This is a genomic window from Pseudomonas fungipugnans, assembly GCF_029955235.1.
Taxonomy (GTDB): Bacteria; Pseudomonadota; Gammaproteobacteria; order Pseudomonadales; family Pseudomonadaceae; genus Aquipseudomonas; species Aquipseudomonas fungipugnans.
This window is the reverse complement of sequence record NZ_JARBWL010000001.1, coordinates 969652-983697: the sequence shown is the minus strand read 5'-3', so window position 1 is coordinate 983697 and position 14046 is coordinate 969652. Positions and strand designations below refer to the sequence as shown.

13 protein-coding genes are annotated in these 14046 nt (G+C 60.4%); 8 read left to right on the top strand and 5 right to left on the bottom strand.

Annotated elements, in window-relative coordinates; genetic code table 11:
- Nucleotides 1–3 precede the first annotated feature (3 nt).
- From aepY to POF45_RS03935, 6 genes are read left to right on the top strand one after another with little or no spacing between them, the layout of a single operon-like run.
- Nucleotides 4–1104 carry a phosphonopyruvate decarboxylase gene (gene aepY, locus POF45_RS03960; RefSeq protein WP_282315127.1) on the top strand — a complete coding sequence of 367 codons (1101 nt, stop codon included), beginning with the start codon at nt 4–6 and terminating at the stop codon, nt 1102–1104.
- 38 nt (nt 1105–1142) lie between these two features.
- Complete coding sequence (locus POF45_RS03955; RefSeq protein ID WP_282315126.1) at nt 1143–2375, top strand: pyridoxal phosphate-dependent aminotransferase; 1233 nt, start codon at nt 1143–1145, stop codon at nt 2373–2375.
- A 30-nt stretch (nt 2376–2405) separates the two neighbouring features.
- Nucleotides 2406–3251, top strand: a complete 846-nt coding sequence (locus tag POF45_RS03950) for a phytanoyl-CoA dioxygenase family protein (protein WP_259494611.1) — start codon at nt 2406–2408, stop codon at nt 3249–3251.
- Nucleotides 3252–3289: 38 nt separating this feature from the next.
- Entirely contained in the window at nt 3290–4411 is a 1122-nt protein-coding gene (locus POF45_RS03945) for a 2-aminoethylphosphonate aminotransferase (RefSeq protein ID WP_259494609.1), read from the top strand.
- Nucleotides 4404–5495, top strand: a complete 1092-nt coding sequence (locus tag POF45_RS03940) for a pyridoxal-phosphate-dependent aminotransferase family protein (protein ID WP_282315124.1) — start codon at nt 4404–4406, stop codon at nt 5493–5495. Before POF45_RS03945 ends, POF45_RS03940 begins: the two co-directional genes overlap by 8 nt.
- Entirely contained in the window at nt 5492–6367 is an 876-nt protein-coding gene (locus POF45_RS03935) for an EamA family transporter (RefSeq protein WP_259494606.1), read from the top strand. Before POF45_RS03940 ends, POF45_RS03935 begins: the two co-directional genes overlap by 4 nt.
- Before the next feature lie 61 nt (nt 6368–6428).
- Here POF45_RS03935 and POF45_RS03930 read toward each other — a convergent pair whose 3' ends face one another.
- Entirely contained in the window at nt 6429–6770 is a 342-nt protein-coding gene (locus POF45_RS03930; protein WP_282315123.1) for a hypothetical protein, read from the bottom strand.
- A gap of 145 nt (nt 6771–6915) precedes the next feature.
- On the opposite strand from POF45_RS03930, the gene POF45_RS03925 reads away from it, so the two are divergent.
- Together POF45_RS03925 and POF45_RS03920 are read left to right on the top strand one after the other, a co-directional pair.
- Nucleotides 6916–8136 (top strand): putative DNA modification/repair radical SAM protein, encoded by a 1221-nt coding sequence (locus POF45_RS03925; protein WP_259494603.1) that lies wholly within the window; start codon nt 6916–6918, stop codon nt 8134–8136.
- Nucleotides 8133–8978: a TIGR03915 family putative DNA repair protein gene (locus POF45_RS03920; protein ID WP_282315122.1), complete on the top strand. Its 846-nt coding sequence runs from the start codon at nt 8133–8135 to the stop codon at nt 8976–8978. The genes POF45_RS03925 and POF45_RS03920 overlap by 4 nt, the downstream gene beginning before the upstream one ends.
- A gap of 54 nt (nt 8979–9032) precedes the next feature.
- Here POF45_RS03920 and POF45_RS03915 read toward each other — a convergent pair whose 3' ends face one another.
- The 4 genes from POF45_RS03915 to POF45_RS03900 all read right to left on the bottom strand — a co-directional run bounded on the left by POF45_RS03915 (nt 9033) and on the right by POF45_RS03900 (nt 14046).
- A complete protein-coding gene (locus POF45_RS03915) occupies nt 9033–10052 on the bottom strand; it encodes a branched-chain amino acid aminotransferase (RefSeq protein ID WP_259494601.1) in 1020 nt (339 codons plus the stop codon).
- Between the two features lie 259 nt (nt 10053–10311).
- Nucleotides 10312–11694, bottom strand: coding sequence for a dihydrolipoyl dehydrogenase (lpdA, locus tag POF45_RS03910; RefSeq protein WP_282315121.1), 1383 nt, complete (start codon nt 11692–11694; stop codon nt 10312–10314).
- Nucleotides 11695–11712: 18 nt separating this feature from the next.
- Nucleotides 11713–12987, bottom strand: a complete 1275-nt coding sequence (locus POF45_RS03905) for a dihydrolipoamide acetyltransferase family protein (RefSeq protein ID WP_282315120.1) — start codon at nt 12985–12987, stop codon at nt 11713–11715.
- The gene (locus POF45_RS03900) at nt 12988–14046 is read right to left on the bottom strand and encodes an alpha-ketoacid dehydrogenase subunit beta (RefSeq protein ID WP_259494595.1); all 1059 of its coding nucleotides are present in this window, start codon (nt 14044–14046) and stop codon (nt 12988–12990) included. It lies immediately after the preceding gene.

Below are 14046 nucleotides of genomic sequence, written 5' to 3'. Positions count from 1 at the left end.
ACCATGATTGACGCATCTGATTTTGTCGATGAATTGGTCCGGGGTGGCATCCGTTATCTGACGGGTGTTCCCTGTTCATTCCTGACGCCGCTGATCAACGAAAGTATTGCGCGCCAGGATACCCGTTACCTGATCGCTTCCAGTGAAGGCGATGCGTTGTCGATTGCCAGCGGCCTGTGGCTGGGCGGCAAATCGGCAGCGGTGATGTGCCAGAACTCCGGTTTGGGAAATATGGTCAACCCGCTGACTTCACTGAACGATACGTTCCAGATTCCGACGCTGCTGTTGGTCACCTGGCGCGGGACACCGGGCGAGAAGGACGAACCACAGCACGCGCTGATGGGGCAGATCACCCCGGATCTGCTGACGTTGCTGGGCATTCCCTGGCAGGTATTGCCCAAAGAGCCACAGGAGGCGCTGGCGTTGTTACGCTCTACGCTACAGGCAATCGCAACCACTGAAAAAACCCGTGCGCTGGTGATTGAAGGTGGCACGTTCACTGCCTGCCGCGCACCCTCGGACCGTGACCTGCCAGGGGCGTCCGAGCGGCTGCCCAGCCGTGCCGAGGCGCTGAGTGCCATTGTCGCCAACACCCCGGCTGATGCCGTTCTGGTCGCCACCACGGGCAAGACCGGTCGTGAGCTGTTCACCCTTGATGACCGGTCGCGCAACTTCTATTGCGTGGGTTCGATGGGGTATGCCAGTGCCATCGCCCACGGTCTTTCGTTGGCAACCGATCAACCCGTCTATGTGCTTGACGGCGACGGGGCCGCGATCATGCACCTGGGCAACCTGACCAGCATTGGCATCAGCGGGCGTCGCAACTTCACCCACATCGTGATCGATAACCAGACGTACGACTCCACTGGCGGCCAGAAAAGTGCCGCTTTCAACGTCGACTTCTGTGCCATCGCCATGGCGTGCGGTTATCGCGGTGCGACCCGATGCCATTCGATCGGTGAGCTTCAGGCAGCCCTGAAGCAAGGCCATGAAGGGCCGCACCTGATCCATGTGCCAGTCAACTGCGGTGCCATGGAAAACCTCGGCAGGCCCACCATGCCGCCGCCGGTAGTCGCGCGACGCCTCAAGGAAAACCTGGTGTAACCCACTTCCACTTTCTCTGTTCAAGGCAGCATTCAACTATGTCGAGTTCATCCAAAGCCATGCCGGTCAATTCCATTGTCCAGGCAATGGGCATCTACGCCTCCAAAGCCATTTCGAACAAGGCCAAGGAAGATCCTTCAATCGCCGACCTGAGCTTTGGCGAACCGGTCTTTGGTCCGCCGGACTACGCGATCGATGACATCAAACACCGCAATCTCAGTTACGAAACCTTTCTCGACAGCGCCAAGCGTTACGAAGGTTCGCAGGGCTCTCTGGGGCTGCGTCAGGCTGTCTCGGACTGGTACCGCCAGCGTTACGCCCTGGAGGTCGATCCGCACACTGAAATCATGATCACCCATGGCGGCGTGGAAGCGATCACCCTGGCAATGCTGGCCGTGACAGGCGAGGGCGATGCCATTGCGTTGGCCGACCCTTCTTACATGCTTTATTCCAGAACGATTCAACTGCTCAGCCGCCAGGTCGCTCAGGTGTCCCGTGCCGCCGGGGGCAACGAAGTGGCCAATCTGCTGGCTACCCAATCGATCGACAAGGCCAAGGCCTTCATCATCAACTCCCCGGAAAACCCGAGCGGTTATGTGCTGAGTGCCGAGGACTGGAAGTCCCTGGCGCAGTTCTCCAATCGCAACAACACCTGGATCATTCATGACGAGGTGTACGACACCATGACCTCCGGGCGTTCGCATACCCCGGCGTTCGGTATCGAAGGCCTGCGGGACAACACCATCACCATCAACAGTTTCTCGAAGAAGTTCGGTTTGCCCGGGCTGCGCATCGGCTGGATGGTGGCCCCCAAGGCCGTGATCGAGCTGGCGAAGAAAATTCACGACTACATGTACCTGGGCGTGAACATCCAGTACCAGGCCATCGCCGAAACGCTGTTGCGTCATCCTGCCCGAGACGCATGGCTGACATCCTCTTCGCAGATGGTCGCTTCGCGTGCGGAGATCAGCCGCGCCACGCTGACGTCCGAGTTCGGTTTTACCTGGAATCGCGAGCCTCACGGCGCCATGTTCCTGTTCCCGAACATCAGCGGCCTCTACCGCTCACTGCCGGCGAGCTACAAGGCAGCGGCCGGCACCGAAGGCGAGGCGGTGGCCGCCTTTCTGCTCAATGAGCGCAAAGTGGCCGTGGTGCCTGGTTGTGTCTATGGCAAGGAGGGCGACAGCAGTGTGCGCATGGTGTTGTGTACTGCCGACAGCGTTTTCAATAGCGCACTCGAACGCCTGAGCTCAACACCGCTGGGTGTCTGATCGCGACCCTTGACTAGCCGGGAACATGCCATGTCTTCGTATATCGATCTCAAGCAACAAGGCTTTAGCGTCTTGCGCCAGGGCCTGACGGCCGACGAGTTGCAGCGTCTTGACGACACCTGCAGGCAGTTGCTCGTCACGGGACGAGAGGTGCTGGCCCGTCGTAGCCAGGACCCGGACATGGCCACCGCCAGGGAGCGCGATGAACGTGCGCCCGTGGTGGTCGGCGAATCGAGCAATCCAATGGAGGTGTGCCGGATCGAATGGCTGGCCGGCAGCACCCCTTACATTCAGGACCATCTGAGCAACCGGTTGCAGCGGCTCATCAGCGATATCGCCCAGGAGCCGTTTCACCTGTTCAAGGACAAATGCAACTTCAAACATCCGGGCGGTGGCGCCTTCGGTGTTCATCAAGACATCGCCGCCTATCGTCATTTCGACACGCATTACCACATTACCGCGGCCATCGCGCTGGACCCCGCCACGCTGCAAAACGGTTGCCTGGAGGTCGCGCCGAGGTACTTGAGTGAGCACGATGCCGAGGACGTCGAGCAGATCCTGGCGACCCCGATGGGACCAAGGCCGCTGTTCAATTACCACCGCGGCGGTACGCACAACGGTGATATCGAGGCGGCTATCAGTGCCAAGTTCGAGTGGCAACCGATCACGGCCCAGGCCGGTGACGTGATCCTGTTCGATTCTTATGTGCCCCATCGTTCGGCACGTAATGATTCGGCGTTCGATCGCCGCATGCTGTTCTTCACTTTTGCCGCCGGTACGGCCCATAAGGATTTGTACGACAGCTATTACGCGTCGAAACGAAATGACCCAGGCAACCCGATCTTTCACATATCGACACCCACCCGGCATCGTTGAATCGTCCTGTGCCTGTTGGTCTATCCGGAGAGCTGATCATGCGCAACACAGATGCCCAGGTGCTTTTCACACCTGGCCCCCTGAACACCTCGGCCACGGTGAAAAAGGCCATGCTGGACGACATCGGGTCCAGGACAAAGGCCTCGGCCGAGCTGATCTCGCGGGTCTGTTCGAAGCTGCTGAAGGCTTACGACGTTGGCGAAGCCTTTGCAGCGATTCCGGTGCAGGGCAGCGGCACGTTCGCTGTCGAAGCCATGCTGACCAGTTGCCTGCCAGCGGCCGACTATTGCGTGGCGGTGCTGGTCAACGGCGAGTACAGCAAGCGGATGCTGGAAATCTGTGAGATCCATGGCCTCAATCATGTGGCACTGCAGTGCAATACCGAGGAGGCGATCGATCCTGAGCGGGTCGACGTTTTTGTACAGCAGAACCCGCAGATCACCCACCTGGCGCTGGTGCATTTCGAGACCGGCCTGGGGGTCCTCAATGACCTGGCGCAACTGCTCAAAGTGTGTGAGCAGCGCTCGGTAAGCCTGTTGCTCGACGCGATCAGCACCTTCGGCGCGCTGCCCATCCCGTTCGATTCGCCAGCGATCACGGCCGTCGCACTGTCGGCCAACAAATGCCTGCACTCGGTACCGGGCATTGCGTTTGTCATTGCCAGAACAACGGCGTTGCACGCCACCGTGCGGCGCAGTTTGAGCCTGGACCTGCATGCGCAGTGGCGCAAACTGGAAAATGCTCATCAGTGGCGCTTCACGCCACCGACCCATGTGCTGCTGGCACTCGATCAGGCGCTGAATGAATGGGCGCAGGAGGGCAAGGCCGAGCGGCGTCTGGAAAAATATCGCCGGCTCAATCAGCGGCTGGTCCGACAGTTGGCCGAGCAGGGCATCGTGCCGTTGCTCGATGCACGTTTCCGGGCGCCGATGATCACCACGTTTCTGCTTCCCGACAATTTTGCCCTGACGTTCGATCAGTTGTACCGACACCTTGAATGCGACCGGTTGATTATCTATCCCGCCACCTACTCGATGGCCAGCTCCTTGCGCATCGGCTGTATCGGTGAACTGGACAGCGGCGATATCGATCGCCTGGCATCAGCCCTGCGACACGCAGCAACGATATCCACCGCGAGCGAGCCTGCCACTCATGCATGAAATCAATCTGCGCATCACCGGCCCGACCCCCCTGGCACCCGCAGTGCTTGAAGCCATGAGCCAACAGATGGTCAGCCATCGCAGTGACGAATTCAAAGACCTGTATGCCAGCGTCGACCGGGATGTCCGGGCGTTGCTCGGCACACGTCACCCGACCATCTTCCTGACGTGTTCGGGCACCGGCGGGTTGGAGGCAGCCGTTCAGAATGTGCTGCGCCCAGGTGACAAGGTGTTGTCGTTGCACACCGGTTTCTATGGCGAGTTGTTTGCGCAGATTACCGAGCGCTGGTTGCAGGCACCTGAACAACTGATTCGCCTGCACAGTGAGCCGGGGCAGTCGACCGATCCGCAAGCACTGACGCAGTTGCTACAGCGCCAGGATTTCGATGCGGTGCTGATCACTCACAATGAAAGCTCGACCGGCGTACTCAATCCCCTCGAAGACCTGGTGCGGATCATCAAGGCCCATTCGCAGGCGCTGCTATTATGCGATGCGGTCAGCAGCGCCGGGACCACGCCGATCCACATGGATCGCTGGGGGGTGGACGTATTGATCACGGTGCCGCAGAAAGGTTTGATGGCGCCGCCCGGGCTGGCCATCGTGATTGCCAACGATCGGGCGCAGGAGCGGGCACGCGGTGCTCGTGTCGGTCTGTACTTCGATTTTCAGCGGGCGCTGGCCAGTGGGCGAATGCAGCAAACCCCCTCGACTCCCTCGATCAGCTGCTTTCGCGGCTTGCAGGCCAGCTTGCAATTGCTGTTCGCCGAAGGGCTGGACACGGTCTACGAACGTCACGTTCAAGCCCGCGCCATCTGCCAGGGCGCACTGGCGGAGCTTGGACTTGGCAGTTTCGCCATGGCCCCGTTCCAGTCTCCCGGTGTCACTGCGATCAGTCTGCCCGAGTCTATCAGTGCCCAAACATTACAAAGAGCGCTGGAACAGAACTACAATCTGTTTGCCACACCGGCTGCCGGTCACTGGCAGGACAGGGTGTTACGCATTGCTCACATGGGCTGGTTCAGTCTTGCGGACATCGACCGGGCAATCGCCTGTATGAAGGATCATATGAGACAAACCTATTGAATACCGAGATCAGTCACCTCGATCTTTCGATGGCCAAGGGCTATGCCCTCAACATCGTCTACGCCGTGTTGACGGCCATTGCCATCGTTTTCCTCAGCCATGTCGGTGCCGGTATTCCCATGACCGTGGCGCTGTTCTACATGGCCGTCGGTTCGAGCATCGCATTCAATGTAGTGGAAGCTGCGCGCTTCAAAACCCTACACCTGGCGGTAGTGGACCATTGGCGCCACTGGCTTGGGATGTCCGTCGCGTTCATCTTGAACTGGATTTTTTCCTATTACAGCGCCACCCATTCCACGGCCGAATTCTATATCTCGGTGTTTTTCCTGACGTCCGCCTGTTGCGCGAGCCTCAGGGCACGAGATGTCTGGAAGGCACTGGTGTGCGTGCTGGCCATCTACATTGCATTCGTCCTGACCCAAGCCAGTATCGCCGCGCTGATTGCTGCCGTGCTGGCCGGCATCTCGGTGTATGCCTATTTCGTCCTTTCGCACGGGTTTGCGACGCGCGCGCAGCTCTCGGCCAACTCGGTGGTCGCCGTGCGCTGCTATTTGCTGGCAGTCGCCGCCTTTGTCTGGTTGCTGGCCAATGGTGAACTGGCCCGGTTGATCGTCCCGGTTTACCAGATACCGGAACTGCTGTTTCTGGTGTTCTTCAACATGATCATTCCTTCATTCCTGTCGCAGACGTGCCTGCATCATGTCGGTGTGACGCGCTTCACCCAAATCAATTCGCTGATCCCGGTGATCGCATTCGGGTTGCAGACGATTTTCCTGGGGGAGTGGCGGATGCCGATTCTGTTGATGTGCATCCTGGCGACGCTGGCGCTCAACCATCAGTTTTTCCTGCGACCCCGGGCGCGCCTGGGCTGAGCAACAGGTTAAGGCATCAAGGGGCCTGTCCACCGCAAGCGCGGGGATGGGCTTGTGGGTGTCAAACGCGCAAATCCCAGACAATTTCCACAACCCGTTCCGCCAGGATCAAGTACATCAGAAACAGGATGACCTGCAACGCCGTGTGATAGCGCAATCGCGATAACCGGCGCATCCCGTCACTGACATTGAGCAACAGCAACACCGTCGACACGGCAATCAGTACCCAACCCGCCACGTTGGAGCCCATCACGCCCATGTACAGGTGATGTTCGCTGTGCAGGGCGTTGGTGCCGGCGGCGAACAGCAACGCGCATACGAGCAGATTCTTGATGTTGTCGAACACCTGCGTGGTGAAGTCGGTGTCCAGCAAGGCCAGATACTTTCGCCAGAGTCTGCTCATGTTTTTTTGTACCTGTTGGTCGATTGCACGCGCCAAGTCTAGTGCAAGGCGCTGATTTGATCCGGGCCGACGAAGGGCCTGCTGATGGCTTGTGTCCCGGTCGCTGACGCTATACTGTATATGCAAACAGTATCAGGCATAGCCCATGGAACTCATCGACAAGCTCAGCATCCTCGCCGACGCCGCCAAGTACGACGCGTCCTGCGCCAGCAGCGGCGCGCCCAAGCGCAGCTCCGAGGGCAAGAGCGGGTTGGGCTCGACCGATGGCATGGGCATTTGTCACAGCTACACGCCTGACGGGCGTTGCGTGTCGCTGCTGAAGATCCTGCTGACCAACTTCTGTCTGTACGACTGCCAGTACTGCGTCAACCGCCGTTCCAGCGATGTGCCGCGAGCCCGTTTCACGCCGGAAGAAGTGGTGACCCTGACCATGGATTTCTACCGGCGTAATTGCGTCAGCGGGCTGTTTCTCAGCTCCGGGATCATCCGCTCGGCGGACTACACCATGGAACAACTGATTCGCGTGGCCAGACTGCTGCGCGAGGACCATGAGTTTCGCGGCTACATCCACCTCAAAACCATTCCCGAAGCGGATCCGGCCCTGATCGAGGAAGCAGGGCGTTATGCCGATCGCCTGAGCGTCAATATCGAGTTGCCCACCGATGCCAGTCTGCAAACCCTGGCCCCGGAAAAACAGCTGGGCTCGATCAAGCAGGCGATGCAGACCATCTACACCGGCGAACAGACCGTGTTGAACGAGCCCCGGTCGCCGAAGTTCGCCCCGGCCGGGCAGAGCACCCAGATGATCGTCGGCGCCGATGATACCGACGACAGCACCATCCTCCACAGTGCCCAGGCGCTGTACGGCAACTTCCGTCTGCGGCGGGTCTATTACTCGGCATTCAGCCCGATCCCCAACAGCCCGAAAAGCGTGCCCCTGGCTGCACCACCGCTGATGCGCGAGCACCGCCTGTACCAAGCCGATTTTCTATTGCGCAGTTATGGCTATACCGCAGGCGAGCTGTTCAAGGGGCCGGGGCATCTGGCGTTGGACATCGACCCGAAACTGGCTTGGGCACTGGAGAATCGTGAGGTCTTCCCGCTGGATCTCAATCGCGCCGAGGCCTCGTTGATCGCCCGTATTCCCGGGATCGGCCTGCGCACTACCGAGCGGCTGGTGGAGCTGCGCCGTCAGCGGCGCATTCGTTATGAAGACCTGGCCCGCATGCGCTGCGTGCTGGCCAAGGCCAAGCCGTTCTTCATTACCAGTGACTACCACCCACAGCAGGCGGAAGTCACCAGCCATTTGCTCTATCAGCAATTGCGCGACCGGCCGCAGCCGCAGCAAATGGGCTTGTGGGGATGATCAATCTCGATTGCGACGACCTGTTCGACACCTGGCGCCAGCAGGCGCGCTGGCTGCTGAGCCATGAGGTCGATCCGAGCCTGGTGAGCTGGGCCAGCGAAGGCGTCGCGGACCTGTTTGCCAGTGACGATGCGCCGCCCGCTGTACCCGGTCCTTTTCAGGCGCGTATTCCGGTGGCGTTGCTGGGCATTCTGGAAAACGCTGCCCGCTATCGTGGCGATCAACGCTGGAGCCTGTTGTATGAAGTGCTGTGGCGGGTCAGTCACGGCGACCGCACGGCGATGCTGGCGGGTGACAAGCTCGGCAGCGAGTTGCAGCGGCGTATCAAGCAGGTCCAGCGTGAATCTCATCATTTGCACGCGTTTGTGCGATTCGTCGAGCGGCCACAAAGTGCCGAGGGCCCGCAGTATGTGGCCTGGCACGAACCGGCCCACGACATTCTGCACAGTGCCAGCGAGCATTTCGTCCGGCGCATGGGGCGCCATCGCTGGTTGATCGCCACGCCCCGCGACGGGGTTTATTACGATGGCGAACAGTTGATCCACCAGCGCCAGTGTCCGGTTGAATGGCAGCAACTGGCGCAGAACGTCGACGACCCGCACGGCGACATGTGGTTGACCTATTACAGCCATACCTTCAATCCGGCGCGCTTGAACCCGAAAGTCATGCAAGGGCATTTGCCGGCTCGGTTCTGGAAAAACTTGCCTGAAGGCGCGCTGATTCCGGGGTTGATCACTCAGGCGCGCACCGGCAAGCAGCAGGACGGCCAGGCCAGTGGCATCAAGGGCAGGGGCGGTAAACGCATTGCCGTGGGGGACGCCGAACGCAATCAGCAGCCGTAAAAAAGCCCGGCCATCAAGGAGATGGTCGGGCTTTTTATTCAGGCGGTTGTCAGGTCAAACCTTGACGATCCAGCCTGCTGGCGCTTCGATGTCGCCGGTTTGCACACCGGTCAGCTCTTTGTAGAGCTTCTGGGTGACCGGGCCGACTTCGGTTTCGCTGTGGAACACGTGCAGTTTGTCGTTGTAGCTGATGCCGCCAATCGGGGTGATCACGGCCGCGGTGCCACAGGCACCGGCTTCCTTGAAGTCCGACAGCTTGTCGATGAACACGTCGCCTTCAATCACTTCCAGACCCAGGCGCGATTGCGCCAGCTCAATCAGCGACAGGCGGGTGATGCCCGGCAGTACCGACGGCGAGCGTGGGGTGATGAACTTGTTGTCGTGGGTGATCCCGAAGAAGTTGGCAGAGCCGACTTCTTCGATTTTCGAGTGAGTCATTGGGTCCAGGTAGATGCAGTCGGCGAAATTCGCTTTCTTGGCCTGGGAGCCGGGCATCAGGCTGGCGGCGTAGTTGCCACCGACCTTGGCCGCACCGGTGCCTTGTGGGGCGGCGCGGTCGTAGCTGGAGATCAGGAAGTTGTGCGGGGTCAGGCCGCCCTTGAAGTAGGCACCGACCGGGATGGCGAAAATCGAGAAGATGAACTCGGGGGCGGTACGCACGCCGATGTTGTCACCCACGCCGATCACGAACGGACGCAAGTACAGCGCGCCACCGGTGCCGTAAGGCGGGATGAAACGCTCGTTGGCGCGGACCACGGCCTTGCAGGCTTCGATGAACTGTTCGGTTTCGACGAACGGCATCAGCAGGCGCGAGCAGCTGCGTTGCATACGCAGGGCGTTCTGGTCCGGACGGAACAGGTTGATCGAGCCGTCCTTGCAACGATAGGCCTTCATGCCTTCGAAGCACTGCTGGCCATAGTGAAGGGCAGTGGAGCCTTCGCTGATGTGCAGCACGTTGTCTTCGGTCAGGGTGCCTTCGTCCCAGGCACCATTACGCCAGTACGACAGGAAACGCTTGTCTGTCTTGATGTAGTCAAAGCCCAGCTTGTCCCAATTGATGCTTTCGTTACCCATGACACCCTCTATCACTTAACAATCGCCTGAACGATTCAAGGCTTCTGACGTTTTTCTGGATGGGGACAACAATACTTCATTCTTGAGCCCTGTGGGAGCCGGGCTTGCTCGCGATAACGGTGTTTCAGTCAACCTCGGTGGTGACTGTGAAATCGCCATCGCAGGCAAGCCAGCTCCCACATTGGATCTATGCCGTACACGGATGTCGTGTACGACGCTGCCCCTGTGGGAGCTGTCGCAGGCTGCGATCTTTTGATCTTTACAGGTGCAACGCATGCCCCAACGCACGCAGCGCCGCTTCCTGCACCGCCTCGCCCAATGTCGGATGCGCATGGATGGTGCCGGCGATGTCTTCCAGTCGTGCGCCCATTTCCAGGCTCTGGCCGAACGCCGTCGACAATTCCGAAACGCCTACCCCCACCGCCTGCCAGCCCACAATCAGATGATTGTCCCGACGGGCTACCACCCGCACGAAGCCGCTTTTGGACTCCAGCGTCATCGCCCGGCCATTGGCGGCAAACGGGAAGCTGGAAACGATACAGTCCAGCCCGGCAGCCTTGGCTTCGTCCGGCGTCTTGCCGACCACCACCAGTTCCGGGTCGGTGAAGCACACGGCGGCGATAGCAGTAGGGTTGAACTCACGGCTTTTGCCGCTGATCAGTTCGGCAACCATCTCGCCCTGGGCCATGGCCCGGTGCGCGAGCATCGGTTCGCCACTCAGGTCGCCGATGGCATACACGTTGCGCATGCTGGTCTGGCAACGATTGTCGATCTTGATCGCCGGGCCATTCATCGCCAGGTTCAGCGCTTCGAGGTTCCAGCCTTGAGTGTTCGGCTTACGCCCGACAGCCACCAGCACCTGATCGGTTTCCAGGTTCAGAACGTCGCCGTCTGGCGCGAGAACCTGCAAGGTATTAGCAATAGAATCAAAGCCTTGAACGCTATGCTTCAAGTAAAGCTTAACGCCCAGCTTTTTCAGTTCGTCGTGCACCGGCTGCGTCAGTTCAGCATCGTAGGCCGGCAGGATGCGGTCCTGCGCCTCGACCACGCTGACCTCGGCGCCGAGCTTGCGGTAGGCAATGCCCAGCTCCAGGCCGATGTAACCGCCACCGACCACGATCAGTCGTTTGGGCACGGACTTGGGCGTCAGCGCTTCGGTCGAGGAAATGATCGGCCCGCCGATTGGCAGCATCGGCAGGTTCACGCTTTTGGAACCGGTAGCCAGCACCAGGTGCTCGCACTGGATGCGCGTATCGCCCACGTCGACGGTCTTGCCGTCGATGACGTTCGCCCAGCCTTGAATCACCTGGATCTTGTGTTTTTTCAGCAGCGCCGACACGCCAGTGGTCAGGCGATCAACGATGCCGTCCTTCCATTCAACGCTTTTGCCGATGTCCAGCGTGGGCGCCGAGACGCTGATGCCCAGCGCCGAATGCTGGCTGTGGTGGCGGGTTTGATGAAACTGCTCGGCCACATGGATCAGCGCCTTGGACGGAATGCAGCCAATGTTCAGGCAGGTACCGCCCAACGATTCGCCTTCGACCAGGATGGTCGAAATACCCAGCTGACCGGCACGGATCGCCGTCACATAACCGCCAGGGCCGCCGCCGATGATCAGTAGCGTGGTGTTCAGAGTTTGCATGCCTTGCTCCACAAATACTTATTCCACAAACAGCGTGGCGGGTTGTTCGAGCAAGCCACGGACGGCCTGGATGAATTGCGCCGCGTCCATGCCATCGACCACCCGGTGATCGAAGGAGCTGGAGAGGTTCATCATCTTGCGGATCACGATCTGGCCTTTGACCACCATCGGCCGTTCGACGATCTTGTTGACGCCGACGATTGCCACTTCCGGCAGGTTCAGTACCGGCGTGCTGACGATGCCGCCCAGGGCGCCAAGGCTGGTCAGGGTGATACTTGAACCGGACAACTCGTCGCGGCTGGCCTTGCCGTTGCGCGCAGCCGTGGCCAGGCGCGAGATTTCCGCGGCGCTGTCCCACAGGCTGCGGGCTTCGGCGTGACGCACCACCGGCACCATCAAACCGATGTCGGCCTGAGTGGCAACACCGACATGCACGGCGCCGAGGCGAGTGATGACCTGGGCTTCGTCGTCGTAACGGGCATTGATCTGGGGGAAGTCGCGCAGGGCGACGACCAACGCACGGACCAGGAACGGCAGCAAGGTCAGCTTGCCGCGCGTGGCGCCGTGTTTTTCGTTCAGGTGCGCGCGCAGTTCTTCCACGGCAGTCACGTCGATCTCTTCGACGTAGCTGAAGTGGGCGGCGCGTTGGGTGGCGTCCTGCATGCGTTGGGCGATCTTGCGGCGCATGCCAATGACCGGGATCTGCTCTTCATCGTTACGCTGGGCGTAAGCGGCGCCAACGGACGTCGAGGCATTCGACTGACCTTGAGCCAGATAGGCGTCGAGGTCTTCGTGCAAGACGCGACCGGCCGGGCCGGAACCGCGCACCAGACGCAATTGAATGCCCAGATCCAGCGCATGCTTGCGCACGGCCGGGGACGCCAGCGGACGCTCATCGGCTTCGCGAGCCACCATCGGCCCCTGACAGGTCGGTGCCGGACGCGGTGCGGCAAGCGGTTTGTTCTCAGCCACGGCGGCGGCCTGAGGGGCGACAACCGGAGTCTCTTTAACAGCCACCGCAGGCTGCGCTGACTCCTTGAAGTTGCCCGCGCCTTCGACTTCGATGCTGATCAGAATGCTGCCAACGGCCATCACTTCCCCTGGCACACCGCCAAGGGAGATAACTTTGCCATGCACCGGCGATGGAATATCGACCATCGCCTTGTCGGTCATGACATCGGCCAGCACCTGGTCCTCGACGACCATATCGCCGACCTTGACGTGCCACACCGACAATTCAACTTCCGCGATGCCTTCGCCAATGTCCGGCATCTTGATAACGTGCGTGCCCATTCAGACCTCCATAACCCGATGCAAAGCCGCGCCCACTCGGGACGGGCCAGGGAAGTACGCCCACTCTTGCGCGTGTGGGTAGGGGGTGTCCCAACCGGTAACGCGTTCGATGGGCGCTTCGAGGTAGTGGAAGCAGTGTTCTTGCACCAGCGCCGCCAGTTCGGCGCCGAAACCGCAGGTGCGGGTGGCTTCGTGAACGATCACGCAGCGGCCGGTTTTCTTCACCGAGTTGACGATGGTCTCAAGGTCCAGCGGCCACAGGCTGCGCAGGTCGATGACTTCAGCGTCAATGCCGGTTTCTTCGGCGGCCACTTGCGACACGTAAACCGTGGTGCCGTAAGTGAGAATGGTCACGGCCTTGCCCGGACGGGTAATCGCGGCGACGTCCAGCGGCACCGTGTAATAGCCATCTGGCACTTGTGCCGCAGGGTGCTTCGACCACGGGGTTACCGGGCGGTCGTGGTGGCCGTCGAACGGGCCGTTGTACAGGCGTTTCGGCTCCAGGAAAATCACCGGGTCATCGTTTTCGATGGAGGCGATCAGCAGGCCCTTGGCGTCGTACGGGTTGGACGGCATCACGGTGCGCAGGCCGCAGACCTGAGTGAACATCGCTTCAATGCTCTGGCTGTGGGTCTGGCCTCCATAGATGCCGCCGCCGCAAGGCATGCGCAGGGTCATTGGGGCGGTGAACTCGCCGGCCGAGCGATAACGCAAGCGCGCCGCTTCGGAAATGATCTGGTCCGACGCCGGGTAGACGTAGTCGGCGAACTGGATTTCGGCCACTGGCCGCAGTCCGTAGGCACCCATGCCGACGGCCACCCCGACGATGCCGCTTTCGGAAATCGGCGCATCGAATACACGGGAGGTGCCGTATTTGGTCTGCAGGCCTTCGGTGCAACGGAACACACCGCCGAAGTAGCCCACGTCCTGGCCAAAGACCACGACGTTGTCGTCGCGCTCAAGCATCACGTCCATGGCCGAGCGCAGCGCCTGGATCATGGTCATGGTGGTGGTGGTCATGGCGGTTTCCAGCTGGATATTGTTGTTGTGATCGTTCAT